This is a genomic window from Mesorhizobium sp. B2-7-3, assembly GCF_006440715.1.
Classification (GTDB): domain Bacteria; phylum Pseudomonadota; class Alphaproteobacteria; order Rhizobiales; family Rhizobiaceae; genus Mesorhizobium; species Mesorhizobium australicum.
On the sequence record NZ_VFTY01000012.1, the window covers coordinates 16,867 to 41,267 of the forward strand.

The window sequence follows — 24,401 nt, forward strand, 5'->3', positions numbered from 1 at the left end:
CCAGAAGGCTCGATCTTGGTATCTTTGCTTCCGTACGATTATGCCCTCAGAGTTCGCGGCTATCGAAATATTGAAGCAGTCGTCATGACACCCGACCATTTCGATTTTCGAGCCGCCTTGCGCGAGGAGCGTTCTAGAGACAAGCAACTTGCGAAGATGCTTGCGGACGCATTTGCTGGAGATGACCCGGAGAAGCTTCTACAGGCAATCGATCAGATGGAGTACGCTGTTGACGGATGGCGGCTTGCATTGGCAAGAGTGGGGCGGCTAGGCGAGGTTTCACCCGAGGTCAGTGCGGCATTCCTGAACGTCTGGATTCAAATGAAGCATCTTCCGCTGGAGGTTGGCCACCGGCCGACCATGGCGAAGGCTCTGCGCGTGCTCCTTTCGCCGTTGCGGCCCGCTGTGTCCGAATCCATGAAGCTCTATCGCGGTGCAAGCGCCAGAGAGCGGCGGAGCCGTCTTTACGGTTTTTCGTGGTCTCAGGATGTGAATATCGCAGAGAGCTTTGCTGAGGCGAAACGCAGCATCGGCGCCGTAGTGATGGAGACTTTGGCAACGCCAGAGGCAGTTCTTTTGATCCGCGAGCCTGAAGGCTTTTACGATGAGGGGGAGGTGATAGTGGACCCCTACAGGCTCGGAGCCGTCAGGGTTATCGGCCGACTGACCTGATTATTGGGGCGGGGCAAAGGTTATGGCAGGCCCCGTTTTCCCCACATAAACCGTTGATTTATTGATGTTATGGCGGAGGGAGTGGGATTCGAACCCACGGTGAACTTGCGCCCACGCCGGTTTTCAAGACCGGTGCCTTAAACCGCTCGGCCATCCCTCCAGCGACTGCCGGCCACTGCTCTAGTGTGCCCGGCAAAGGCCTGTCAACCGGCTTGCATGAGCAGGTCGCTCCCTGAGCCTAGGACAGGACAGGCGGCGTCACAATCTTGCCCGGTTCCGGCCACAATCGGTTAATACCGTGATAAACAATTCCTGCGCACAAAGGATCGGGGTTCGAGGCGTCGTTGGCATTGTCGAGTGAGTGCTTTGGCTCCTCTGATGGTCGGATGCGACGTCTTCATGAGATTTAGGGGGCAATCAAGAATGCAGGCTGTGACGCACCCGCGTCTTCGTCGCGTTGCCACGGTTGCGTTGCTTGCAGCGTCGGCTGCATTGCTCGCCGCTTGCGCGTCGCAGCCCGAGCCGAAAGGGATGGTCTACAAGAAGACCCGCTCCAAGGAATATTTCGCCGAGACCGAATATGGGGTGAAGGCCAGTCCGCGCGCTGCCTTCATGCGGCGCGGCGGCGGTCGCGACCAGCTTGGCAAGCCCTATCAGGTGCGCGGCAAGTGGTATTATCCCAAGGAAGACAAGAAGTACGCCAAGGTGGGTCTGGCATCATGGTATGGCGACGCCTTCCATGGCCGGCTGACCGCCAATGGCGAAGTCTACGACATGGCGCATCTGACGGCGGCGCATCCGACCATGCCGCTGCCCAGCTATGCCCGCGTCACCAACCTCGAAACCGGCAGTTCGGTCATCGTGCGCGTCAATGACCGCGGCCCCTACCATGAGGGCCGCATCATCGACGTCTCGGAGCGAGCCGCGCAGATGCTGGACTACGACAAGGTCGGTACCGCGAAGGTGAAGGTCGAATATGTCGGCCGCGCGCCGCTCGACGGCAATGACGACCAGTACCTGATGGCCTCTTACCATCCAGGCAACCGCATACCGGACCCATCGGACGGCCTGCCGACCGGCGTCATGGTGGCCATGAACGGGCCTTCGCCGAGCCTTCCGGTCGGCGCGGCCGCCGTGCCGTTTCCAGGTCAGCTGACGGATGCCGCGGCACCGATGCAGGGACGGATGGCTGCGCAGCCGGCCTTCGGCGATCCGGCGCTGCCCGATTTTGGACCGATCGTGCCGGAACGGCCGCAGATCAGCCTGCCGCCGCAATCGCCGTTCGCCATGGCGTCGCTGTCCTATGCGGATGAACGCGTCCATCGCGCGGATGTCTTTGCCGCTCTTGACGACAGCGGCATGTCGCCCGCAGACATCCTGCGGTCGTGGAAAAACACCGGCCGCCAAGCGGCGCCATCCAGTGCCGACTATGTCGCCGCCGGCACGTTCGACGACGCCACCGAAGCCACACGTGTGGCCTCGGCACTAAAGCCCTTCGGCAGAATAGAAATCCAGCGCTCCGATCTCGACGGCAATGACTGGTATGCGGTCAACCTCTATCCGGACGGCCATGGCGGTCTGGACGAGTTGCTGAAGGCGGCGTGGTCTCATGGCGCGCCCGACGCGCTGGTCGTGCGCGACTGATCCAGCGCCGGTTGCGCCCGGCAGTTGATCCCTCACCGAAAAAGCCCGATAGTTTCGGGACGCCGGAGGGGCCGGCCAACGGGTCGATTTTCATGCAGTTTCGCTTGCTACAGCCTTTCGCCGTTTTTTTTCTCCTCAGCCTCCTGCTTACGCTTTCGCCGGCCCAAGCGCAGCTTTTCGAGACCAAGGCCGCGCAAGCCTTCATGATCGATGCCGATACCGGCACGGTGCTGTTTTCGAAAGATGCCGATAAACCCATTCCGCCGGCTTCGATGGCCAAGCTGATGACGATGGAAGTGGTTTTCAACGCCCTCAAATCCGGGCGCCTCAAACTCGACGATACGTTCGTGGTCAGCGAAAACGCCTGGCGCAAAGGTGGCGCGCCGTCGGGAACCTCGACGATGTTCGCCAAGCTCAAATCGGCGATCCGGCTCGAGGACCTGATCCAGGGGGTGACCGTGCAGGCCGCCAATGACGGCTGTATCGTCATCGCCGAAGGCATGGCCGGATCCGAGGACAATTTTGCCGGAGAGATGACCGAACGTGCGCGCCAGATCGGCCTCAAGACGTCGACTTTCGTGAACTCCACTGGCCTGCCGGCCGACGGCCAGCAGACAAACGTGCGCGAATTGGCGCAGCTCGCCCTGCATCTATGGCGCGAATACCCCGATTTCTACCGGTATTACGGGTTGAAGGATTTCACCTGGAACAAGATCTCGCAGAGGAACCGCAACCCGTTGCTGGCGATGGACATCGGCGCCGACGGCCTGGCTGTCGGCGCAAGCGAGACATCCGGTTTTGGCATCGTGGCTTCGGCCAGCCACAACGGCACGCGGGTGATCGCGGCGATGAGCGGGCTGGCAAATGACAAGGAGCGCGCAGAAGAGGCACGCAAACTGCTCGATTGGGGCGTTCGCTCGTTCGAGAAGACCGAAATCTTCGCCAAGGACGAGGTGGTCGGAGAGGCCCAGGTTTTTGGCGGCATGAAATCCGGCGTGACGCTCAAGGCAAAAGGTCCGATCGACATCTTCCTGCCGATCACCAACCGCGACAAGCTGACGGCCAGGATCATCTACACCGGCCCGGTCGCGGCACCGGTGGAGGAGGGGCAGCCGGTGGGCGCACTGCGCGTCTGGATCGGCGACACGCTGAGCCAGGAGACACCGTTGTTCGCCGCCGAGTCGATCAGCGTCGGCACGTTGCCGCAACGCGCTCTCGATGCCGTCAAGGAACTGGCGATCGGCTGGCTTCGATAGCGCCGACGGCATGGACGTTTTCCCGAACGCGGACTATCTACAGCCCAACAATCCACTCGAACACGAACAAAGGCCCTCGGTTGGCGCGCGGTTTTTTCATCACCTTCGAAGGCGGCGAAGGCGCAGGCAAGTCGACACAGATCGAGCGGCTGGCCACCAAGATGCGCGCCAAGAAGTATGATGTCGTACGGACACGCGAGCCGGGCGGCTCGCCGGGCGCCGAAGCGGTCAGGCATGTGCTGCTTTCGGGTGCCGCCGAACCGTTCGGGCCCAAGATGGAAGCGCTGCTCTTCGCAGCCGCGCGTTCCGACCACGTCGAGCAGGTCATCCGTCCGGCGGTCGAACGCGGCTCCATCGTGCTTTGTGACCGCTTCCTGGATTCCTCGCGTGTCTATCAAGGCGTTACGGGTGGGATCGATCCGGCATTCATGGCCATGCTGGAACAGGTCGCCATCAACGGCATGATGCCCGACATGACGCTGATCTTCGATATCGACCCGGCCGAGGGTTTGAAGCGCGCGACATTGCGGCGTGGCAGCGATGCCACAGCCGACCGCTTCGAAAAAGAGACGCTGGCCATCCACCAGGCCCGCCGCGAAGCGTTCCTGGCGATCGCCGCGGCAGAGCCGGAACGCTGCATCGTCGTCGATGCGTCCGCCGATCCGGACACGGTGGAGGATGTCGTCACGGCGACCGTGTTCGCGGCACTGGAGGCAAGGGCGTCCGAGCGCAACAGGCAGGTCGCACCCGTATGATCTTCGAACGCATCGCGCCGGAACAGCATGATACGCTGGACGGTGTGCCGGAACCCTCCGAAACACCGCGTCTGGTCGGACACGGGCAGGCCGTCACCATGCTTGCCGCCGCCTATCGTGCGGGAAAGCTGCCTCATGCGCTTATCTTCGCCGGTCCGGTCGGGATCGGCAAGGCGACGCTCGCCTTCCATCTCGCCCACCACCTTTTGAAGCATCCGGCCTTCGACCAGGCGCCTGGCAACCTAGCAGTTCCCGATCCGGCCTCGCCGCTGTTTCGCCAGATCGCAACCGGCGCGCATCCCGGCGTACTGCATCTGACCCGCCCGTTGAACGACAAGACCAAGAGTTTCAAGACCGTCGTCACCGTCGACGAAATCCGCAAGGTCAGCCGCTTTCTGTCGCTGACTTCGCATGACGGCAGCTACCGGGTGGTGATCGTCGATCCGGCCGACGACATGAATGCCAATGCGGCCAATGCCTTGCTGAAGAATCTCGAGGAACCACCGGCACGGACCCTGTTCATTCTCATCGTCCATGCACCCGGCAGTCTGCTGCCGACGATCCGCTCGCGCTGCCAGGTGGTGCGGCTGACACCGCTCGACGCCAACGAACTGATGGCGGTGCTGGAGACAGCGGAGCCGCCGCCGCCGGACGATCCGACCGCGAGGGCTGCATTGGTCGAGCGGGCAGGGGGCAGCGCCCGCAACGCGATCCTGTTGACGCAGTATGGCGGGCTGGAGATCGCGCGGACGCTGGATGGACTGGTGGCGACGGGAAAGAGCGATATTGGCGGCGCCTATCGCCTGGCCGAGGCGGTCGCGGGCAAGGACCAGGCGATACAGTTCGACATCTTCAATCGCCGGGCGCTGGACCTTCTGTCGGATGCGGCAAGCCAGGCGGCGCGGGCTGGCGATCTCAAGCGGGCCAAAACGCTGTCGGACAGTTGGCATGAGGCGCTGGACGCTATATCTGAGACGGACACCTACAATCTCGATAAAAAGCAGCACGCCCTGACCATGATCGACCGCCTGAATTCTGCAATGCGAATGTGACGGGCCTTTTTGGTGCATGCCGTTGCCCCTTAAACCGGGGCCACTTTTGGGCGGCATGCACTGGTCTCGGGATGGCAATCGCCATTCCGATGCGATATCCACCGCCACGGCCTCCATTCAGACATTCATGACGGTTCATTCATGTCACGCGACACATTCTACATCACGACCGCGATTTCCTATCCGAACGGCAAGCCGCATATCGGCCATGCCTACGAGCTGATCGCCACCGATGCTCTTGCCCGCTTCCAGCGGCTCGACGGCAAGCAGGTCTTCTTCCTTACCGGCACCGACGAGCACGGCATCAAGATGCTGCAGACAGCCAAGCGCGAAGGCATTTCTGCGCGCGAACTGGCCGACCGCAATTCAGCCGAGTTCAAGCGCATGGCGACCGCGCTCAACGCCTCCAACGACGATTTCATCCGCACCACGGAGGAGCGCCATTACGCTGCTTCGCAGGCGATCTGGAAGGCGATGGCCGCCAATGGCGACGTCTATAAGGGCGGCTATGCCGGCTGGTACTCGGTGCGCGACGAAGCCTATTACGGCGAGGAGGAGACCGAGGTCCGTCCCGACAATGTCCGCTACGGGCCGCAGGGAACGCCGGTCGAATGGGTCGAGGAAGAGAGCTACTTCTTCCGCCTGTCGGCCTATCAGGACAAGCTCGTCGCGCTTTATGAAGGCCAGCCCGACTTCATAGGTCCGGCCGAGCGCCGCAACGAGGTGATGAGCTTCGTCAAGTCGGGACTGAAGGACCTGTCGATCTCGCGCACCACATTTGACTGGGGCGTGCCGGTACCCGGCGACGAAAAGCATGTCATGTATGTGTGGGTCGACGCGCTGACCAACTACATCACCGGCGTCGGCTATCCCGATGAAAAAGATGAGAAATGGAAGTTCTGGCCAGCCGATGCGCACATCATCGGCAAGGACATCGTGCGCTTCCACGCGGTTTATTGGCCGGCCTTCCTGATGTCGGCCGGCATCCCGCTGCCGAAGCGCGTCTTCGGCCACGGCTTTCTGTTCAACCGCGGCGAGAAGATGTCGAAATCGGTCGGCAACGTCATCGACCCGTTCACCATGATCGAGCATTATGGCCTCGACCAGGTACGCTACTTCTTCCTGCGCGAAGTGCCGTTCGGCCAGGACGGCAGCTACAGCCATGAAGCGATCGTCAACCGCACCAACGCCGATCTGGCCAACGGTCTCGGCAATCTGGCGCAGCGCTCGCTGTCGATGATCGCCAAGAATTGCGGCGGCGTGGTACCGAAGCGCGGCGACCTGGCGGAAGCCGACAAGGTGATCCTGGATCAAGCGATCGACGCTCTCGCCACCGCGCGCAAGGCAATGGCCGAACAGGGCATCCATCTGGCACTGGCGGCGATCTTCGGCGTGGTTGCGGAAGCCGACCGGTATTTCGCCGGACAGGAACCCTGGGCGCTCAAGAAAACCAATCCCGAGCGCATGGAAACGGTGCTGTGGACTACGGCCGAAGTGGTCCGGCGCGTGGCGGTTCTATGCCAGCCCTTCATTCCGGGCTCGGCCGGCAAGCTGCTCGACCTGCTGGCGGTGCCGGCGGATTATCGCGAGTTCGTGCATGTCCACGCCGACCACGCGCTTGTTTCCGGGACGGCGCTGCCTGCGCCGGAGGGCGTGTTTCCGCGCTATGTCGAACAGACGGACGCGAACGCCTGATGCTCGTCGACAGCCATTGTCATCTGGACTTTCCGGACTTCGCCGAGGAGCGGGCGGCCATTGTCGCCCGCGCCAAGGCGGCCGGAATCGGCCGCATGGTGACGATCTCCACGCGCGTGAAGCGGTTTCAGCAAGTTCTTGAGATCGCGGAGACTTTCGACGAAGTCTATTGCTCGGTCGGCACTCACCCGCACAATGCCGCCGAGGAGCTCGACGTCACCACCGCCGACCTTGTCCGCCTGTCCACTCACCCAAAGGTGGTGGCGATCGGCGAAGCAGGTCTCGATTATTTCTACGACAAGGCACCGCGCGATGCGCAGGCGCAGGGTTTTCGCGCTCATATCGCCGCCGCCCGCGAGACCGGGCTGCCTCTCGTCATCCATTCACGCGATGCCGACGACGACATGGCCGCCATTCTCGAGGACGAGACAGGGAAGGGCGCCTTCCCGTTCATCCTGCATTGCTTTTCGTCGGGACGGCGGCTCGCCGAGGTCGGCGTGTCGTTAGGCGGCTATGTGTCGTTCTCGGGTATCCTGACCTTCAAGAACTCCGTCGAATTGCGCGCCATCGCCGCCGATCTGCCGCGTGACCGGCTGCTGGTCGAGACCGACGCGCCATATCTGGCGCCGGTGCCGTTCCGCGGCAAGCGCAACGAGCCGGCTTACGTCGCGCAAACCGCCAAGGTGCTGGCCGAGATAATCGGCGTCAGCGAGGCTGAGATCGCGGCGGTGACGACCGATAATTTCTTTCGGCTGTTTGGAAAAATGCCTCGCCAGCAGGCGCTCGAGACATGAGCGACCGGCTGCGCCTGACAATTCTCGGCTGCGGGTCATCCCCAGGCACGCCGCGCATCACCGGCGACTGGGGCAATTGCGATCCCACCAATCCCAGGAACCGGCGCATGCGCACGGCGGCGCTTGTCGAGCGCATTGCCGCCAATGGCGGCCGCACCACGGTCGTCATCGACACCGGCCCCGATTTCCGCGAGCAGATGCTGATGGCTTCAGTCCGGCGCATCGACGGGGTGATCTACACCCATCCGCATGCCGACCACATCCACGGCATCGATGACCTGCGCGGCTATGTGCTGGAACAACGGCACCGCATCGGCATCCATGCCGACGAGCCGACCATGCTGCGGCTGCGCGAGGCGTTCGGCTATTGCTTCCAGACGCCGGTAGGCAGTTCCTATCCGCCGATCGTCGACGCCCACATCATCGATCATACCCGGCCGATCGTGATCGAAGGAGAGGGGGGCGCCCTCACCTTCGAGCCGCTGCCCCAGATCCATGGCGACATCATTTCGCTGGGTTTCCGCATCGGTGGGCTCGCCTACTGTCCCGATGTCAGCGACTTTCCCAAGACCACCGCAGAACGGCTGCGAGGTCTCGACATGCTCGTCATCGACGCTTTGCAATACAACACGCATCCAAGCCATCTTTCGCTTGGCCAGGCGCTGGACTGGATCGAGGCGCTTTCGCCTGGGAGCGCCGTGCTGACGCACATGCACGTGCCGCTCGATTACACCGCCGTGATGGCCGAGACGCCCGACAATGTCGAACCAGCCTATGATGGCATGGTGATCGAAATCCCATACGAGTCAAACCGGTAGAGGCTGCTGCTCAGTTGGCGTTTCAAGTCGTCGTTTGAACGCTCGACCATGGGTTCGAGGTCGTGAAGTGCCGGTGGCGCCCATTCATGATGTTTGCCGACAGCGGTCGGAACCGCAGCAATTCCCCGGCCGCGCTACGTGCGTAGGTTCCATAATCTATCTTATGCGACTTTTATCACAACGTGAAAAGCATCTCGAATCCATCTCACAGCCCTGCTTCACAGCCCGGGCTTCCGAAGCAGACCGGACCAAAAGCGTCTCAAACTCGCGAATGAAACTAGCGCACGCCGCTCCATGCCGCGGTATTCGATCCTGTCGCGACCGACCGCTTCGTCATTCCAGACCAATTCAAAGGCGATGCCTTTGAATCCGAGCTCGCCGATCTGACGCACGATGGTCTCTTGCAGATAGATATCGGATAGTCGCACGCCATCGGGCCGCTCCGGCAACTTGAATATCTCGGCCCCGCCGATGGCCTCCGGCCGAAGGACGAGATTTTCGATCATCATGATACCGCCATCGTCAAACCGGACGGTTCTTGAACGTTCTTCGTCCATCGCATCGACCACATTGGTGACGTTGAACAGCGATATGGGTTCGTCAGCACGAAGCGACAGGAAGTCACCATACGGTTCTAGAATCGGCCTTAGCAACTTCAACGCCGTGCTCCTCAGAATGAGCACGTGCTCGCCGAGCCAAGGAAAATCGGAATATAGCCGGGGTGTTCCGTCTTCTTGCTCGCGCAGGAATTTCATCCGCGGCGGACGCCATCGCTTCTGGCCCAGGTCGCCGAGGCTCGCGAATAGCTGGTAGTCCTCGGCTTGTTGGGGAAGAACCCATTCCTGTCCCTCCACTACACGCGGACTATAGATTTTCACCCGACCTCCTGACCCGGCGCCGCCGACACCGGGACGTCGCTCGAGACATCGCGTCCGGTTTGGCGGACGCCCGTACCGAGCATATCATGCCAGATGACGCGGCGGCGGCGCGCGACGCTTTCCATGTGTTCCTACATCGCGACCGGTCGCATCAGGGCAGCCTCCGGTGGTCGAGCAGGATGCGGTGGATCTGGATTCGCTCCGGTAATTCGATCAGGAACTCCGGGTCGCGGTCGAGATGGTGGACCTTGGTTGGCTCACCCTTGGTGAAAGCCGTCATCGATTCGTGGTCGGGCCAGTACGAGATGGTGGTGAACCAGCTTTCCCCTTCGCGATCCTCGCGAAACAGCTGGACGCCCAGGGCGGTCTTCTCAAGCGGCGGAATACCTTCGGCTCTCAAATAGACTTCGTAAGCGTCGCCTACGTCAGCCCGGGTACGGCCGCGCCAGATGCGTGCGATGGTCGGCGTTGTCGTCATCGATCTTTCTCCTTTTGCACCTCTTCAAATCCTTCTGCTGAGCCATGGACGCGCGTCAGGAAGTCCCGCACCAGCGGAAGCGCGCTATCGAAATGGGTTTCCAGAAGCCAGTGGCCGGCGCCTTTCACTGCGCCGGCATGTAGCCATCTTCCGGTCCCCAGGCGATGAGAGTCGGCGGCTGTCTTTCGCGCAAATAGGCATAGCTGCCAGCGCAGCGCTATCTGCTGGCTGGTCCCGTTGCGCGTAGCGGCAGCGAGGCGTCGTAGGCGTTCCTAAAAATTGTCGAGCACCCCGCTGAAAGCAGTTGCTATTGCAATGACGTGGACGAGGCCAAGCGCCAACCAACCGGCGCGGCCGGCTTGAGCAACAAATGCCCCATAGGCAGGAAACTGTGCCACAGCCAACCCTAGGGAAAGGCTGGTAATCGTGTTGTCGGTCAAAAGAGTTGCCAACATGGGGATTGGATAGAGAATGCGGGCTAGCACATAGTCGCCATGCCCAGCTCCGGCCGAAAAGAGTGCCAGCAGGAAGGCAACGGGAGTAGCGCATAGGCCGAAAAGGAGACCTGCCTGCCATGAGAACTTTGGCAATGTCATTCCCTTCCCCATCAACCACATCTATGCGGATGCGTTCGGCCATAAGAACCGCGGCACTCGACAACAAAGATAGATCATGCGGATTTTCCTCGGTCGGTCCATTCGCTTTATCGCAGTTCCAGTAATCTGCAACGTTTACCCACTTTAGCAAGCTCAATGTCCCCGTCTCAGGGCCGCCTCCAGCTTGGAACCGACGGAACTTCTGGACGGCGATTTCGGCAATGGAATTCGACCATCCCAGCAACTACGCTAGCTTCAATCCATCACGCCTCGGCTGGACTCAAAGGCTTATCAAGAGTGACCACACGATCTTCCTTTCTCGGCTTGCCCGATCGCCTCGCCGATGGCACGGCGCCCCGCGCGGTGATCTTCGGCGCCGGGCACGGCAGCACCTATCCCGGCAAGGACAGCAGCGGTCATGCCTTGGCCGCCGATGCCATCCGCGTTGCGAGCCAGGGTGATGCCGCGCTCGTCGAGCATTGGGATTTCGATCTCGGCGGCCCGCTGTTCGACGGCAAGCCCGTCTGCTGCGTCGACGTCGGCGACATCCTGACCATCATGCATGACAATGCCGGCAACCGCGCCCGGATCGAGGCGAAGACGCGCGAGATCCTGTCCTTGCCGGCCGTGCCCATCCTGCTCGGCGGCGACGATTCCGTGGTCAGTCCCTTCCTCGCCGGCTTCGCGGATCACGGGCCTGTCTGGATCCTGCAGATCGACGCCCATATCGACTGGCGAGACGAGGTGCATGGCGAACGCCATGGCTACTCCAGCCCGATGCGCCGCGCGAGCGAGATGGCGCATGTCGCCGGCATGGTGCAGGTCGGACTGCGCAGCGTCGGCAGCGCACGTCTCACGGAAATCGAAGCGGCGCGGCGCTATGGCAGCCGTTTCGTCACCGCTCGCGAGGTCCACGCCCTGGGTGTCGAAGCGGCGCTCGGCCATATTCCGGAAGGCGCGCGAGTCGTCGTTACCCTCGACTGCGACAGTCTCGACCCCGGCATCATGCCGGGCGTGGCCGCGCGTACGCCCGGCGGCCTCACCTATACGCAGGTCATCGATCTCATCGCGGGCCTGGGCAAGCGAGCGAGGATCGCGGGATTCGATCTTGTGGAGCTCTATCCGCCAGCCGACATTGACGGCCTGTCGGCGCTCACCGCCGCGCGCCTTCTTGTCAATGTTATCGGCGCCTTGGTCAGGCAGGTCTGAGACCCGACCTGAGGTCGAATACAGCCCCGGTCCGGCTTTGCGCCCGCTTCATGGCTTGCAGGAAAACTTTACCGAGGCCCCTGCTCCAGGCTGATCCGGTAACTCAGCGAACGCCTCGCGCCCGGCGCGATCAGCATCAGGCCGGGCTTGTCGGTGAACTCGCCATCGAAATCCAACGGACTGGCAATGCCGTGCCAGGGCTCGATGCACAGGAACGGTGCGCCGCCGGGTTTGGACCAGATGCCCACTTCCTGAAATCCCTGCCATGAGACCTCGATCGCCGGACCGTCATCGGCGCCATAGCGAACGCTGTTGCTGGCCGGCCGGTCCAGGATCACAGCGTCGTCGTCAAACAGCCGTTCGGACAGCTCGAGCACAGTGCCTTTGACCGGCGTCGGCTGCGGCGTTGCGATGAGCAGGCCATCCTTCAGCCGGCGGATCGGCGCTGGCTCTGCCTGGGCAAACGTCAGGCGATAGGCGTCCTTGGCCATATCGGGCAGAACCGGCCAGTTGAACGCCGGATGCGCCCCGATCGACGCCGGCATCGGTTCGTCGCCCGGGTTGGTAATCTCGAATTCTATGTCGAGTTGCGCCTCGCCCAGCGTATAGGTCACGGCCAGTCGAAATGCGAAAGGGTAGTGCGTTCGGGTTTCCGCGTCGTCGGTGAGCACCAGCGTGCAGGATCGAGGCCCCCTCTCCGCCCACATAAAAGGCTTGTCGCGGGCGAAGCCGTGCTGCGTCATCGGATAGGTCTGGCCGCGATGGTGCAGGTGATCGCCCTTCAGCCGGCCGACGATCGGAAACAGCACCGGCGAATGGCGCCGCCAGGCCGGTCCAGCCTGCCACAGGAACTCAAATCCTCGTGCATCCCGCAGGGAAACCAACTCTGCGCCGTGGGCGATGATGGTTGCCGATATGCCATCGCCATGAAGCGTCAGACTGTCCTGTTCCATATGTCCTCGCGGTTCGTCCGGCGTGGCCGGCAGGCTAGCAAATGGCCGGGCGTGAACTCAAGGTGGCGGACGGCATTTGCATTTCACGCGATCCCGATGAACCTTGATGGTGGGCCAGGCGCCCCTTTCGAAAGAAGATGGCCGGAGGTTTCCCTCCGGCCAGCCAAGGCTCAAAGCTGTTGCCTGCTACGGTCCGGACTATTCCCGCTCGCCGGTAAAATTCAGCAGCAGCTGGAAGATGTTGATGAAGTTCAGATAGAGCGAGAAGGCACCGAAGACGGCGAGCTTCTGGCGCGACTCCGCATCGAAATTCTCCGCGTATTGCTCCTTGATCGTCTGCGTGTCCCAGGCCGTCAGGCCAATGAACACGGCGATGCCGATGACCGAGATGGCGAACTGCAGCGCGGTTGAGCCGAGGAAGATGTTGACGATGCTGGCGATCACCACGCCGATCAGGCCCATGATCAGGAAGGACGAGAACTGCGTCAGGTCGCGCCTTGTCGTGTAGCCATAGAGGCTGGTGGCGCCGAACATGGTGGCGGCGATGAAGAAGGTGCGCGCGATGCTGGTGCCGGTGAAGACGAGGAACACCGAAGCCAGCGACAGGCCCATGACGGCACAGAAGGCCCAAAACATCGCCTGCGCGCTTGCCGCTGACATGGTCTGCATCTTGAACGAAAACAGGAGCACGAAGGCGAGCGGCGCCAGCATCACCACCCATTTCAGCGGGCTGGAAAAGATCGGCACATAAAGCGCCGGCGTCGACGACACCAGGAAGGCGACAAGGCCGGTAACCACCAGGCCAAGGCCCATATAATTGTAGACGCGCAGCATGTGCTGGCGCAGGCCCTCGTCATAGACGGCTCCAGTCCGGGCGCCTGTGCCCACGCGGTATCCAAGATTGGGCGTATTCATTCGAGGTCTCCTTTGTGGATTGGTCAGTAAAGCGTTCTGGCGAGCGTTTCGGCGGCGCGGTCGAGATCATGAACCTCGCTCTTGGCGACGACAGCGTAGGCGACATCGCCGATCTGGAAATAGGCCGAGGAGATGTCGCCCGAGGGCGCCATGGTCGGCTTGACTACATCGAAAGTGCCCGGCCGGATCGCAAACAGCGAAACCAGGCCCATCTCCTTGGTGTCGACCGCAATCTCGACACTCGGGCCGAAGCGCGACGGATAGATCTGCACGTCGCGGACCTTCCAATCCTTCGGCAGCGCCGGCATGACGATGGCGGTGGCGGCGCGGATCTCGCCGGCATTGTAATTAGGCGCCTCGGTCTGCGAGGGCATGTTTTCGCGCAGCAGCGTGGTCCTGTGTGCCTGTACCGCCTCGTCGACATAGGCGGGCGGCTGCGGTGAAGCGACGACCTTGGTCACCGACATCGGCCCGACGATGCCGTTGGCCAGCCAACCGGCGGCAACGAAAGCGGCGACCGCTGCCGCGCGTTGCAGCACACCGAAGATGCGGCCCCGGCCAAGCCCCCTCTCCAGCCGCCGCGCCGCATCGGCCGTCGCCGGCCGCGCCATGCCTTCGGAGCCGGCCAGCGCCACGCGCAATTCATCGCGGGTGCGCAGATCCGACATCACACGCGCGGCACTGTCCGGACGCGCCGACAGGAAGGCTTCGACCTCGATGCGGCGGCTAACGTCGAGCTGGTCGTCGACATAGGCGTCGAGATCGGCGTCCGTAACCGGGTCGACAAGAGCGGTCATGAGTCACCTCCCACGATCCTGAGATGATTTTTTCCGCGTGCCGGCGCCTCTTCCATCTGGCGCAGGGCGGCGCGCGCCCTGCCGATACGCGACATGAGCGTGCCCAGCGGCACGCCGCTGGCGTTGGCGGCCTGCTGGTAAGAGAGCCCTTCGATGGCGACCAGATGCAGTGCCGAGCGCTGCTCTTCCGGCAGGCTGAAAAAGGCTTCGCGAACCTGCGCCAGGCGCACGGAATGGTCCTGCGGCGCCGGGGTGCTGCCGTCGGCCAGATATCGGGCCTGTTCGAGGCGAGCGGCTTCCGAGCGGCGCGAGCGCAGACGGTCGATGAAGGTGTTGTGGACGATCGACAGCAGCCAGGCGCGCAGGTTTCCGCCCGAGCGGAACGAGCCGCGCCGCTCATAGGCGCGCACCAGCGCGTCGTGGACGAGATCCTCGGCCTCGACGCCGTCGCGCGTCAGCGAACGGGCGTAGCGCCGCAGCGACCCGAGCTGTCCTAGGATGTCAAAGCGTGGCATCGACCGTTTCATGCCCTGTTTACGGAGCATGTGGGGATTTTAATCCCGGCCCTGCCGATTTTTCTTCGCGCGAAAATATCGGTTGCAGGTATCTCGTCTCGCCTAGGTTCCGTGAACGCCCTTAGGTCCAAGTGGTTTTGCCGGTTTGGGAACCGTGACACCGCAGGCGCGCAACACCCACCGGCGGCCGTCGCTGCGAAAATCGGTGATGCTCAGTGGCTCGACGTCGATCTTTGAGCTGGCGGCAATCGGCGCCCCGAGAACATGCAGGATCGCGGCGCGAATGACGCTGGCATGGGTCACGGCGATGGTATGGCCACGTTCGGCGATCAATCGATCCATCAATCCAGCGGTCCGTCGGGCAACATCGGCCAGCGACTCACCACCATGCGGGGCCACATTCGGATCCGTAAGCCATGCGGCGATTTCTTCAGGCTGTCGCGCCTGCACCTCTTCAAAGCTCTTGCCTGCCCATCGTCCGTTATTCTGGTCGGCCAGCATCGGATCGACAGTCGCGTTCAGCGACAGCGCGTCGGCGGTCTGACAGGCGCGAAGCGCCGGCGCTGTCCACACACGGTCGGCGCGACGCAGCGTCCCGCGCATCGCCTTTGCCAATGTCGGCGATCGTGGCTCCAGCGGTTCATCCGAGGGAAACCGCCCTTTCCGGGTCGCCGCCGTGGCACCGGCGCAGATCATGGTCAGACGGACGAGCATGGCATGCCTTCTCTGAAGTGGTTGAAAAGCAGCACCGGCAGGTGCCGCCTTTCGCGCCGGCGCGATCAAAACCGCTGGTGAAACGTGGCCAATTTGCGTATCACTCCGCCGCGCCAACGGAACCATGATGATGTTCGAAGACCTGCAGCCAGCTCCCGCCGACAAGATTCTTGCGCTGATCGGCCTCTATCGCGCCGATCCACGCCCTGGCAAGGTCGATCTCGGTGTCGGCGTCTACAAGGATCGCGACGGCAAGACGCCGGTTATGCGGGCCGTGCGCGAGGCCGAGAAGCGGCTGCTGCAGGGCCAGGATACCAAGACCTATCTCGGCCTTGCCGGCGATACCGGGTTCAACACTGTGATGGCCAAGCTCGCCTTCGGTCCGGGCGCGGACCTGTCGCGCATCCGGGCGGCACAGGCGCCTGGTGGCTCCGGCGCGCTGCGGTTGGTGGCAGAACTGCTCAAGCGGACGCGTTCGGATGCCACGGTCTGGGTCTCCGACCCAACCTGGCCGAACCATATGCCAGTGATGCGTTCCGCCGGCCTGCAGATTCGCGAATATCCCTATTTCGATGCGGCCTCGGGAGCGGTTCGTTTCGACGACATGCTGGCGACGCTGCGGTCGGCCAACAGCGGCGACGTGGTGCTGCTGCATGGCTGCTGCCACAATCCGACCGGCGCCAATCTGGATGCGGCCCAGTGGGAAGCCATCGCCGATCTCGTCGTCGAGCGCGGCCTGCTGCCATTTGTCGACATCGCCTATCAAGGCTTTGGCGACGGCCTGGAGGCCGATGCCCTCGGCTTGCGGCTGCTGGCCGCGAAAGTTCCGGAAATGGTTGTCGCGTCGAGCTGCTCGAAGAATTTCGCGGTGTACCGCGACCGGGTCGGCGCGGCGATGATCCTGGCCAGGGACGGCGCGCAGGCCGACGTCGCGATGAGCCAGATGCTGTCGGCGGCGCGCGCCATGTATTCTATGCCGCCCGACCATGGCGCGGCGGCGGTGCGCATCGTCCTGGAAGACGCCGCGCTGCGTGCCGACTGGGAAGCAGAACTGGAAGAGATGCGTCTTCGTATGCTGAGGCTTAGGGTCGCATTCGCCGAGGCGCTGCGCCGGCAATCCAATTCCGACCGCTTCGACTTCGTTGCCAGCCATCGTGGCATGTTCTCGCGGCTCGGCCTCACGGAAGCGCAGGTCGAAAGGCTGCGCGCCGAGCACGCCGTCTACATGGTCGGCGACAGCCGCATCAACGTGGCCGGCCTGCCCGAGGACGGCATGGATGACCTCGCCAAGGCGATCGTTTCCGTGCTGGACTGACGAGGCGGGTACGGTGCGCCTGTGGACAAGGTCCCCTCGCCGGCTGACAGCGTTGGCCGAGTGGCGGTTCGCGCGATAGCATCGGCTCCATGACGCCATCGAAAGACATTTCACGCCTGATCGAGATCATGGCGGCGTTGCGCGCGCCGAAGACCGGCTGCCCGTGGGACATCGAGCAGGACTTCTCCACCATCGCGCCCTACACGATCGAGGAGGCCTACGAGGTGGCGGATGCCATCGCGCGCGGCGATCTCGACGATTTGCGCGACGAACTCGGTGACCTCCTGCTGCAGGTCGTCTACCATGCCCAGATGGCGCAGGAAGCCGGCGAATTCGCCTTCCCTGACGTTGTCCAGGCCATCACCACCAAGATGATCCGCCGCCATCCGCACGTCTTTGGCGATGAGAAGGCCCGCAGCGCCGGCATGGCCAAGGGCATGTGGGAGAAGATCAAGGCGCAGGAGAAGGCCGAGAAGCGACAAGCCCGCCTCGCACGCGGCCTCGACCCGGAGGACAACGGCAAGGGGTTCCTAGACAGTGTTCCGGTCGCCCTGCCCGCCTTGACGCGAGCGCTGAAGCTTCAGGAAAAAGCCGCCCGTGTCGGCTTCGACTGGAGCGAGGCGGCTCCCATCCTGGACAAGATCGAGGAAGAGATCGGGGAGTTGCGCGAGGCTTTGGCCAAGGGTGAGACGGCCTCGATCAAGGACGAGTTCGGCGACATGTTGTTTGCCGTCGTCAATCTCGGCCGTCACCTGAAGCTCGATTCGGAGGCGGCACTCAGCGGCACCAACGAGAAATTCCGCTCACGCTTCCACTATGTCGAGCGAGCCCTGGAAAAATCAGGCGGCTCGCTGGAGGAAGCTAGCCTGGAGGAGATGGAAGCGCTCTGGCAGGAAGCAAAGACTGCAAGGTAAGCCTATAGCTCCGGCAATTCCGGACGGAAAGCGCGATACTTATCCTGGAATTTCTGCGCGTTAGCCGTTGTTTTTGCGTCGCAATCGGCTTTCAATCTCTTCTCGGGCGCTTTGCGTGGCCTTCAGCGAAACGGTGGCGCTGCCATCGTCATTGTCGGTTCGCGAAACGACATCGCCATTGCGATAAAGCCAGTCGACCAGGCCGAATTGTGCCGGCTCGATCGTCACTGTCAGGTCTTGCAGTTCGCCGGCCATCCGCGTTTCGATAACCGCTTTCAGCGCATCGATGCCTTCGCCTGACACCGCCGATACGGCAATCGGCGGCTCCTTGGAACCGTCGGTGCTATCGGCGAGCAGCCGCTGCCTGTTGCCTTCGTCCAGCAGGTCGATCTTGTTCCAGACTTCGATCACGCGCCTGGTGTCGCTGGCGTCGACGCCGAGATCGGCGAGGATGCGCTCGACATCCTCGGCCTGCGCCGCCGTGTCGGGATCGGAAATGTCGCGCAAATGGATGACGAGATCGGCCTCGACCACCTCTTCCAAGGTCGCCCGGAACGCTGCGATCAGATGCGTCGGCAGGTCCGAAATGAAGCCCACCGTGTCGGAAAGAATGATCGGCGTGCCATGCGGCAGCCGCACGCGGCGCAGTGTCGGATCCAGCGTGGCGAACAGCATGTCCTGCGCCAGCACCCCTGCTCCGGTCAGCTTGTTGAACAGCGTCGACTTGCCAGCGTTGGTGTAGCCGACGATCGCCACCACTGGAAACGGCACCTTCTTGCGCTTGGCGCGGTGCAGGTCGCGGGTGCGGCGCACGGTTTCCAGCTCGTGCTTCAGCTTTATGATCTTTTCCTGCAACTGCCGCCGATCGGATTCGATCTGCGTTTCACCGGGGCCACCGAGGAAGCCTGCACCGCCACGCTGACGCTCCAGGTGGGTCCAGCTGCGCACCAGGCGGCCCTTCTGGTAGTTGAGATGGGCAAGCTCGACCTGCAGCGTGCCTTCCTTGGTGCGCGCGCGCTCGCCGAAAATCTCCAGGATCAGCCCGGTGCGATCCAGCACCTTGGCGTTGAATTGCTTCTCGAGATTGCGCTGTTGCACCGGCGTCAGCGGATGGTCGACGATGACCACTTCCGCGTGCCCTTCCCTGACGATCCCGGCGAACTCCTCGACCTTGCCGCTGCCCAGCAACGTCGCCGGGCGCGGGTCGTTGACGGTCACGACCGCCGTATGGATCAGATCAAGGTCGATGGCGCGGGCAAGGCCGACTGCTTCGTCGTGGCGCGCCTCGGCCGAGCGCGTCAGCCGCGGACGGTTCGTGTCATCGTCGTTACGCGGTTGGCGCGTAAGCACAGGCACAATGACAACAGCCCGGGTCGGACCCTTGGCTTCCGTCCCGGGATGATGCGCTGGTTTTCCGCGAACCGTGCCGTCCGCGTCCTTCTCACGTGCCAATCAGGCGCCCTGGCTTTCCTCGCCATCGAACATCTGAACCGGCTGGCTCGGCATGATCGTGGAAATGGCGTGCTTGTAGACGAGTTGGGAGTGACCGTCGCGGCGCAGCAGGACGCAGAAATTATCGAAAGAAGTGACCACGCCGGTCAGCTTCACGCCGTTGATAAGAAAGATGGTGAGCGGGTTCTTGCTCTTGCGAACTGAATTCAGGAACAGGTCCTGAAGGTTTTGCGATCGTTCCGCCATTGTTTTTGTCTTTCGCCGATCCCCTTCGGTTTGCAGCCAATGCGCCAAATTAGCGGGCACATGTCAAGCGCGCAAACACCCTCTTGCCGTCAGTAACGACAAGCAGAACGAGATATATTGATGTTCATTCCACCTGTGCGGTTATCAGGCTGGACTTTTTTCCGCAATGTCAAAAAAGGCATGCCGCAACGAAAGTGTTATTGAGCCGGGGTGGCCATTGGCTATGGGATCGCCGTCAATGGCCACGATCGGCATGGCAATAGTCGTCGCGGAACTGATGAATGCTTCGCGGGCCGCTTTGGCCTCGGCGACGGAAAATTCCCGTTCCTCGATCTTCAGGCCGAGCCTTGCCGCGACTTCGAACATGGTGGTGCGCGTGATGCCGCGCAGAATGCCATGTTCGGCCGGCCGGGTGACCAGAACGCCATCCTTGGTAACGATCCAGGCATTCGACGACCCGCCTTCCTTGACGTTGCCGTCGGCATCCACGAACCACGCCTCCTGTGCGCCCGCTTCCTTGGCCTTCTGCTTGGCCAATACATTGGGCAGCAGCCCGACGGTCTTGATGTCGACACGGTCCCACCGGTTCTCCGGCACGGTGATGACGGCGATACCGGTCTCGGCTCGCTTGGCACCCGCGGCAGGATCGGCCTTCCTGGCTGTCACCACCAGCGCGGGCTTGACGTTCGCCGATGGGAAGACAAATTCCCGGCTGGCGACACCGCGCGTCACCTGAACATAGACCAGGCCGTTGACGACATGATTGCGGTTGACCACTTCGCGCAGGATCAGCGGCAACACATTGCGTGTCACCGGCCAGGCGATCGACAGTTCGGTCAGCGAGCGGTTCAGCCGGGCAAGGTGGCGCGGCATGTCGACGATGAAGCCGCGCGCCACCTCGCAGACCTCATAGACGCCGTCGGCGAACTGGTAGCCGCGATCCTCGATATGCACGGCGGCATCGGCATGAGTGATGTAGCGCCCGTTCACATAGGCAATGCGCGGCATGGTCACCTCGGGAGATTTGGTTCGGCCTGTTTAGGCGATTCCGCCGTGCAGGTAACGGACAATCGCGTGGGCCACCGAGGATTGGGTCAGACGCCCAGCGACTTCAGCTTGCGGTGCAAGGCGGAACGCTCCATGCCGATGAACTCGGCTGTCTTCGAAATGTTGCCGCCGAACCGGTTGATCTGGGCGATCAGATAGTCCTTTTCGAACTGTTCGCGTGCCTCGCGCAGCGGCAGCGCCATTATATGCTGGTCCGACTGGTTGGGCGTGCGCGGCATGACATCGCCGATTTCGGACGGCAGCAGATCCGCGGTGATCGGCGCGTCCACGTCCTCGCCGCGCGCCAGGATCATCAGTCGCTCGACGTTGTTGCGCAACTGGCGCACGTTGCCCGGCCAGTTGTGCGCCTGCAGCACGGCCAGCGCGTCGTCGCCGATACGGCGTGGCTTGATGCCAGCCTGGCGGGCGATCTGCTTCATGAAGTTGTCGACGAGATAGGGAATGTCCTCGCGCCGCTCGGCCAGTCCCGGCACCATGACCGGAACCACGGCGAGCCGGTGATAGAGATCCTCGCGGAAACGCCCGTCGGCGATCATCGCCTCGAGGTTCTGCGAGGTCGAGGAAATGATGCGGACGTCGACCTTGACCCGCTTAGTACCGCCCACCCGCTCGAATTGCTGTTCGACCAGGACGCGCAAAATCTTGTTCTGCGTCTCGCGCGGCATGTCGGCCACTTCGTCGATGTAGAGAATGCCGCGATGGGCCTCCTCCAGCGCCCCCACCTTGCGTTCGACCCCGTTCGATTCGGTGCCGAACAGTTCGATCTCCATGCGTTCAGGCGTGATATTGGCGGCGCTCAGTGTCACGAACGGCCCGCCCTTGCGCGTCGACAGCGTATGAATGGCGCGGGCGGCCAGTTCCTTGCCCGATCCGGAAGGGCCAACGATCATCACCCGGCTGTTGGTCGGCGCGACACGCTCGATGGTCTGGCGCAACTGGCTCATCGCCGAGGACATGCCGATCAAATCGAAAGTCTCGCCGCTGCGCAGCTTGAGGTCGGAAACTTCGCGGCGCAGTTTCGAGGTCTCGAGTGCGCGTTCGGCAATGAGGATCAGCCTGTCGGCCTTGAACGGCTTTTCGATGAAATCATAGGCGCCGCGACGGATGGCGGAAACCGCCGTTTCGATGTTGCCGTGGCCTGAAATCATCACTACCGGCAGGTTCGGGTGCATGGTCTTGATCTCGTCGAGCAGCGCCAAGCCGTCCAGACGCGAACCCTGCAGCCAGATATCAAGGAAGATCAGCCTCGGTGCTCGGTCGGCAATGGCCGCCAGTGCGCTGTCGGCATCGAATGCCGTACGGGTTTCGTGACCCTCGTCACTCAGGATGCCCGCGACGAGTTCGCGGATGTCTTCCTCGTCATCGACGATGAGAATATCAGACGCCATTATCGACCTTTTCAGTTTCTCTTTCGTGGTCCGCCTTGGTTTCGCCGCGCGGCAGCGCGCTGGTCGCAGGCGGCAGGATGATGCTGATCATCGCGCCGCGCCCGCCGTGGAAATCCGCAGGCGCGTCATGGAGTTCCAGCCTGCCGCCATGGTCCTCCACGATCTTCTTGACGATAGCGAGACCAAGCCCGGTGCCCTTTTCACGCGTGGTCATATAGGGCTCCAGCAACCGTTGGCGATTCTCGCGCGGCAGGCCTTTGCCATTGTCGATGACATCGATGCGAATCGCGCCATTCTGACGGCCGGCTTGAATCCGGATTATGCCGTGCGAACCGTCCTTATGTTCCAGTCCGTCGATCGCCTCGGCGGCATTCTTGATCACATTGCCGAAAGCCTGGGCCATCAGCCGGCTGTCGAACGTGCCCTTGAGCGGCTCGTTGCCGAATATCCGCTCGAAGGTGATATCGGCGCGGCTGACTTCGACCAGGAAGGAAGCCTCGCGCAGCGATTCGCGCAGGTCGATGGCCTTCATCTCGGGCTTTGGCATGCGCGCGAAAGCCGAGAACTCGTCGACCATGCGGCCGATATCCTCCACCTGCCGGATAATGGTGTCGGTGCACTGGTCGAAAACCTCGCGGTCTTCGGTGATGACCTTGCCGTAGCGGCGCTTGATGCGTTCGGCGGAAAGCTGGATCGGCGTCAGCGGATTCTTGATCTCGTGGGCGATGCGCCGCGCCACGTCGGCCCAAGCGGATGAGCGCTGGGCCTGAACCAGATCGGTGATGTCGTCGACGGTCACGACATAGGATTTTTCCTCCGAGCCGTCGTCGCCTGCCTCGATGGTGACCTGCACATTGAAGGTCCGCTCGGCGCCGGCGCGATAGAAGGTCACCTGTTCGCGGTAGACCGGCTTGCCGGATTTACGACCGATCTCGAAGACGCGGCCGACATGCGGCAGGATCGCGGAAAGATTCTGCCCAAGTGCCGCGCTGGCGGAAACGGCCAGCATCGATTCGGCAGAACGATTGACGATGGTGATGATGCCGTAAGGGTCGACGCCGATGACGCCGGCGGTGACGCCGGCAAGCACGGCTTCGGAAAAACGCCGCCTCTCATCGATCAGGTCCTTCGCCGACAGGATCTCGTTGCGTTGTGATTTGAGCTCCAGCAGCATCTTGTTGAACGTGTCGCCGAGCGAGGCGACATCGCCATCGGATGGCCGCACCGGCACCGCGACGTCGAGATTGCCGGTCGCGACTTCGTCGGCAGCGCCGATCAGCTGACGGATCGGCCGCACGAGCCGGTCGGCAACAGCTATGCCGGTCCAGATCGCCGATAGGATGATGATCAGGGTCAGCGACAGATAGGGCAGCGCAAACGCCACTTGCGAGGTACGCCTGTTGTCCTCGAGATTGCGATACTCGTCGGTGTTGGACCTGACGATCTGCCGCGCCTTGATCACCTCGGGGTCGACCAGACGGATGGTGTAGAGATAGAGGCCATCGAGCTCGCGCAGCTTGACGATGGCGCCCATGATGTTGCGCGTGCGCGGCTCGATCAGCACCGGCTTGCCGTCGGTGGCGGTGGCCACCGCTCCTTCCGGCGGTTCCGGCATGGCGAAATCGGCATCGGTCTTGGCGCTCATGACGAAGGAGCCATCGGGCTTGATCAGGGCGGCATGCGCCAGCGAGCGCCCCACGGCTTCCTTGTTCATGAGATCGAGAAAGCCAGTGCGATCGAGGCCGTAGAGCGTTCGCGACGCATCGAGATCGTAGGCCATCGACAACGTCGTACCCTGTAGGTTGCGCGCGTTCTCCTGCACATAGGCGTCGGCGATCGACAGGGACGAATTGACGATCGTCTTGGTGCGAATTTCGAACCAGCGATCAAGGCCGATATCGAGCGTGATCGAGGCGATGATCGCCACCATGATGGCGGGAATGGCGGCAACGAGAGCGAACATGGCAACGATGCGCACATGCAGCCGAGAAGCCGCTTTGCCATGCCGGCGCGCCATGACGATGCGATGCACCTCGCGTCCAACCAGCGCGATGAGGAAGAGCACGAAGGCGGCGTTGAGAGCGATCAGCGCCCAGGTCGTTTTGGCGTCAGGCGCAATCGGTGTCGCACCGACCAGGATGGCGAACGAAATAGCCGCCATGACCAAGGCACCGACGACCGCCACCACGCCGGGGAGTGCCAGCAGCCGGCGCCCGTCGCGCGCGCCAGGTTCGCTGAAGAGCGGTTTGTTGAGTACAGGTGTCTGCGGAGCCATGT

At 62.5% G+C, this 24,401-nt stretch carries 24 protein-coding genes, 1 tRNA gene and 1 pseudogene; 11 read left to right on the forward strand and 15 right to left on the reverse strand.

What is annotated here, in order from left to right:
- Nucleotides 1-15 precede the first annotated feature (15 nt).
- On the forward strand, nucleotides 16-672 hold the full coding sequence (locus FJW04_RS24170; RefSeq protein ID WP_140717212.1) for a hypothetical protein: 657 nt from the start codon (nucleotides 16-18) through the stop codon (nucleotides 670-672).
- Between the two features lie 70 nt (nucleotides 673-742).
- Here the strand turns inward: FJW04_RS24170 and FJW04_RS24175 are convergent.
- Nucleotides 743-832, reverse strand: a tRNA-Ser gene (locus FJW04_RS24175).
- Between the two features lie 263 nt (nucleotides 833-1,095).
- On the opposite strand from FJW04_RS24175, the gene FJW04_RS24180 reads away from it, so the two are divergent.
- From FJW04_RS24180 to FJW04_RS24210, 7 genes are all read left to right on the forward strand, one after another.
- A complete protein-coding gene (locus FJW04_RS24180) occupies nucleotides 1,096-2,316 on the forward strand; it encodes a septal ring lytic transglycosylase RlpA family protein (protein ID WP_015317898.1) in 1,221 nt (406 codons plus the stop codon).
- 92 nt (nucleotides 2,317-2,408) lie between these two features.
- Complete coding sequence (locus tag FJW04_RS24185; RefSeq protein ID WP_015317899.1) at nucleotides 2,409-3,572, forward strand: D-alanyl-D-alanine carboxypeptidase family protein; 1,164 nt, start codon at nucleotides 2,409-2,411, stop codon at nucleotides 3,570-3,572.
- Nucleotides 3,573-3,652: 80 nt separating this feature from the next.
- Nucleotides 3,653-4,327, forward strand: coding sequence for a dTMP kinase (gene tmk, locus FJW04_RS24190; protein WP_015317900.1), 675 nt, complete (start codon nucleotides 3,653-3,655; stop codon nucleotides 4,325-4,327).
- Nucleotides 4,324-5,379: a DNA polymerase III subunit delta' gene (locus FJW04_RS24195; protein ID WP_140717214.1), complete on the forward strand. Its 1,056-nt coding sequence runs from the start codon at nucleotides 4,324-4,326 to the stop codon at nucleotides 5,377-5,379. The genes tmk and FJW04_RS24195 overlap by 4 nt, the downstream gene beginning before the upstream one ends.
- Nucleotides 5,380-5,520: 141 nt before the next feature.
- Entirely contained in the window at nucleotides 5,521-7,074 is a 1,554-nt protein-coding gene (metG, locus tag FJW04_RS24200) for a methionine--tRNA ligase (RefSeq protein WP_015317902.1), read from the forward strand.
- Entirely contained in the window at nucleotides 7,074-7,868 is a 795-nt protein-coding gene (locus FJW04_RS24205; protein ID WP_140717216.1) for a TatD family hydrolase, read from the forward strand. Before metG ends, FJW04_RS24205 begins: the two co-directional genes overlap by 1 nt.
- Nucleotides 7,865-8,686, forward strand: coding sequence for an MBL fold metallo-hydrolase (locus FJW04_RS24210; RefSeq protein WP_140717218.1), 822 nt, complete (start codon nucleotides 7,865-7,867; stop codon nucleotides 8,684-8,686). Before FJW04_RS24205 ends, FJW04_RS24210 begins: the two co-directional genes overlap by 4 nt.
- Before the next feature lie 218 nt (nucleotides 8,687-8,904).
- Here FJW04_RS24210 and FJW04_RS24215 read toward each other — a convergent pair whose 3' ends face one another.
- The 4 genes and pseudogenes from FJW04_RS24215 to FJW04_RS24230 all read right to left on the reverse strand — a co-directional run bounded on the left by FJW04_RS24215 (nucleotide 8,905) and on the right by FJW04_RS24230 (nucleotide 10,638).
- On the reverse strand, nucleotides 8,905-9,564 hold the full coding sequence (locus tag FJW04_RS24215) for a DUF1629 domain-containing protein (protein WP_140664439.1): 660 nt from the start codon (nucleotides 9,562-9,564) through the stop codon (nucleotides 8,905-8,907).
- 151 nt (nucleotides 9,565-9,715) lie between these two features.
- Complete coding sequence (locus tag FJW04_RS24220; protein ID WP_140717220.1) at nucleotides 9,716-10,042, reverse strand: hypothetical protein; 327 nt, start codon at nucleotides 10,040-10,042, stop codon at nucleotides 9,716-9,718.
- Nucleotides 10,039-10,238 (reverse strand): annotated as a pseudogene (locus tag FJW04_RS30485) (hypothetical protein); the annotation flags it as partial. The gene FJW04_RS24220 and the pseudogene FJW04_RS30485, both read right to left, overlap by 4 nt.
- A 76-nt stretch (nucleotides 10,239-10,314) precedes the next feature.
- On the reverse strand, nucleotides 10,315-10,638 hold the full coding sequence (locus FJW04_RS24230; protein ID WP_140619624.1) for a hypothetical protein: 324 nt from the start codon (nucleotides 10,636-10,638) through the stop codon (nucleotides 10,315-10,317).
- A gap of 297 nt (nucleotides 10,639-10,935) precedes the next feature.
- Between FJW04_RS24230 and FJW04_RS24235 the strand changes: the two genes are divergently transcribed.
- Nucleotides 10,936-11,847 carry an agmatinase gene (locus FJW04_RS24235; protein ID WP_140717222.1) on the forward strand — a complete coding sequence of 304 codons (912 nt, stop codon included), beginning with the start codon at nucleotides 10,936-10,938 and terminating at the stop codon, nucleotides 11,845-11,847.
- A 68-nt stretch (nucleotides 11,848-11,915) separates the two neighbouring features.
- Here FJW04_RS24235 and FJW04_RS24240 read toward each other — a convergent pair whose 3' ends face one another.
- From FJW04_RS24240 to FJW04_RS24260, 5 genes are all read right to left on the reverse strand, one after another.
- Nucleotides 11,916-12,800, reverse strand: coding sequence for an aldose 1-epimerase family protein (locus tag FJW04_RS24240; RefSeq protein WP_140717224.1), 885 nt, complete (start codon nucleotides 12,798-12,800; stop codon nucleotides 11,916-11,918).
- Nucleotides 12,801-12,998: 198 nt separating this feature from the next.
- Nucleotides 12,999-13,715, reverse strand: a complete 717-nt coding sequence (locus FJW04_RS24245; RefSeq protein WP_015317911.1) for a Bax inhibitor-1/YccA family protein — start codon at nucleotides 13,713-13,715, stop codon at nucleotides 12,999-13,001.
- 23 nt (nucleotides 13,716-13,738) lie between these two features.
- Nucleotides 13,739-14,512, reverse strand: a complete 774-nt coding sequence (locus FJW04_RS24250) for an anti-sigma factor (protein WP_140717226.1) — start codon at nucleotides 14,510-14,512, stop codon at nucleotides 13,739-13,741.
- Nucleotides 14,509-15,027, reverse strand: coding sequence for a sigma-70 family RNA polymerase sigma factor (locus tag FJW04_RS24255; protein WP_246674008.1), 519 nt, complete (start codon nucleotides 15,025-15,027; stop codon nucleotides 14,509-14,511). Before FJW04_RS24255 ends, FJW04_RS24250 begins: the two co-directional genes overlap by 4 nt.
- Before the next feature lie 102 nt (nucleotides 15,028-15,129).
- The gene (locus FJW04_RS24260; RefSeq protein WP_140717349.1) at nucleotides 15,130-15,741 is read right to left on the reverse strand and encodes a histidine phosphatase family protein; all 612 of its coding nucleotides are present in this window, start codon (nucleotides 15,739-15,741) and stop codon (nucleotides 15,130-15,132) included.
- Between the two features lie 130 nt (nucleotides 15,742-15,871).
- Between FJW04_RS24260 and FJW04_RS24265 the strand changes: the two genes are divergently transcribed.
- Nucleotides 15,872-17,056, forward strand: coding sequence for an amino acid aminotransferase (locus FJW04_RS24265; protein WP_140717230.1), 1,185 nt, complete (start codon nucleotides 15,872-15,874; stop codon nucleotides 17,054-17,056).
- 89 nt (nucleotides 17,057-17,145) lie between these two features.
- A complete protein-coding gene (gene mazG, locus FJW04_RS24270; RefSeq protein WP_140664421.1) occupies nucleotides 17,146-17,970 on the forward strand; it encodes a nucleoside triphosphate pyrophosphohydrolase in 825 nt (274 codons plus the stop codon).
- 60 nt (nucleotides 17,971-18,030) lie between these two features.
- Here the strand turns inward: mazG and hflX are convergent, their stop codons facing one another.
- From hflX to FJW04_RS24295, 5 genes are all read right to left on the reverse strand, one after another.
- On the reverse strand, nucleotides 18,031-19,422 hold the full coding sequence (gene hflX, locus FJW04_RS24275) for a GTPase HflX (protein ID WP_015317917.1): 1,392 nt from the start codon (nucleotides 19,420-19,422) through the stop codon (nucleotides 18,031-18,033).
- Nucleotides 19,423-19,668, reverse strand: a complete 246-nt coding sequence (gene hfq, locus FJW04_RS24280; protein WP_006202172.1) for an RNA chaperone Hfq — start codon at nucleotides 19,666-19,668, stop codon at nucleotides 19,423-19,425.
- 144 nt (nucleotides 19,669-19,812) lie between these two features.
- On the reverse strand, nucleotides 19,813-20,676 hold the full coding sequence (locus tag FJW04_RS24285; protein WP_140619610.1) for a D-amino-acid transaminase: 864 nt from the start codon (nucleotides 20,674-20,676) through the stop codon (nucleotides 19,813-19,815).
- 86 nt (nucleotides 20,677-20,762) lie between these two features.
- Nucleotides 20,763-22,124 (reverse strand): sigma-54 dependent transcriptional regulator, encoded by a 1,362-nt coding sequence (locus FJW04_RS24290; protein WP_015317919.1) that lies wholly within the window; start codon nucleotides 22,122-22,124, stop codon nucleotides 20,763-20,765.
- Entirely contained in the window at nucleotides 22,114-24,399 is a 2,286-nt protein-coding gene (locus FJW04_RS24295) for a PAS domain-containing sensor histidine kinase (RefSeq protein ID WP_015317920.1), read from the reverse strand. Before FJW04_RS24295 ends, FJW04_RS24290 begins: the two co-directional genes overlap by 11 nt.
- Nucleotides 24,400-24,401: the final 2 nt, after the last annotated feature.

Bases quoted from the DNA above. Each gene is read 5' to 3' on its own strand.
- FJW04_RS24180 (WP_015317898.1), top strand. From the start codon at position 1,096: ATGCAGGCTGTGACGCACCCGCGTCTTCGTCGCGTTGCCACGGTTGCG.
- FJW04_RS24185 (WP_015317899.1), top strand. From the start codon at position 2,409: ATGCAGTTTCGCTTGCTACAGCCTTTCGCCGTTTTTTTTCTCCTCAGC.
- FJW04_RS24195 (WP_140717214.1), top strand. From the start codon at position 4,324: ATGATCTTCGAACGCATCGCGCCGGAACAGCATGATACGCTGGACGGT.
- metG (WP_015317902.1), top strand. From the start codon at position 5,521: ATGTCACGCGACACATTCTACATCACGACCGCGATTTCCTATCCGAAC.
- FJW04_RS24205 (WP_140717216.1), top strand. From the start codon at position 7,074: ATGCTCGTCGACAGCCATTGTCATCTGGACTTTCCGGACTTCGCCGAG.
- FJW04_RS24210 (WP_140717218.1), top strand. From the start codon at position 7,865: ATGAGCGACCGGCTGCGCCTGACAATTCTCGGCTGCGGGTCATCCCCA.
- FJW04_RS24220 (WP_140717220.1), bottom strand. From the start codon at position 10,042: ATGACGACAACGCCGACCATCGCACGCATCTGGCGCGGCCGTACCCGG.
- FJW04_RS24230 (WP_140619624.1), bottom strand. From the start codon at position 10,638: ATGACATTGCCAAAGTTCTCATGGCAGGCAGGTCTCCTTTTCGGCCTA.
- FJW04_RS24240 (WP_140717224.1), bottom strand. From the start codon at position 12,800: ATGGAACAGGACAGTCTGACGCTTCATGGCGATGGCATATCGGCAACC.
- FJW04_RS24245 (WP_015317911.1), bottom strand. From the start codon at position 13,715: ATGAATACGCCCAATCTTGGATACCGCGTGGGCACAGGCGCCCGGACT.
- FJW04_RS24250 (WP_140717226.1), bottom strand. From the start codon at position 14,512: ATGACCGCTCTTGTCGACCCGGTTACGGACGCCGATCTCGACGCCTAT.
- FJW04_RS24255 (WP_246674008.1), bottom strand. From the start codon at position 15,027: ATGCCACGCTTTGACATCCTAGGACAGCTCGGGTCGCTGCGGCGCTAC.
- FJW04_RS24260 (WP_140717349.1), bottom strand. From the start codon at position 15,741: ATGCTCGTCCGTCTGACCATGATCTGCGCCGGTGCCACGGCGGCGACC.
- FJW04_RS24265 (WP_140717230.1), top strand. From the start codon at position 15,872: ATGTTCGAAGACCTGCAGCCAGCTCCCGCCGACAAGATTCTTGCGCTG.
- mazG (WP_140664421.1), top strand. From the start codon at position 17,146: ATGACGCCATCGAAAGACATTTCACGCCTGATCGAGATCATGGCGGCG.
- hfq (WP_006202172.1), bottom strand. From the start codon at position 19,668: ATGGCGGAACGATCGCAAAACCTTCAGGACCTGTTCCTGAATTCAGTT.
- FJW04_RS24285 (WP_140619610.1), bottom strand. From the start codon at position 20,676: ATGCCGCGCATTGCCTATGTGAACGGGCGCTACATCACTCATGCCGAT.
- FJW04_RS24290 (WP_015317919.1), bottom strand. From the start codon at position 22,124: ATGGCGTCTGATATTCTCATCGTCGATGACGAGGAAGACATCCGCGAA.
- FJW04_RS24295 (WP_015317920.1), bottom strand. From the start codon at position 24,399: ATGGCTCCGCAGACACCTGTACTCAACAAACCGCTCTTCAGCGAACCT.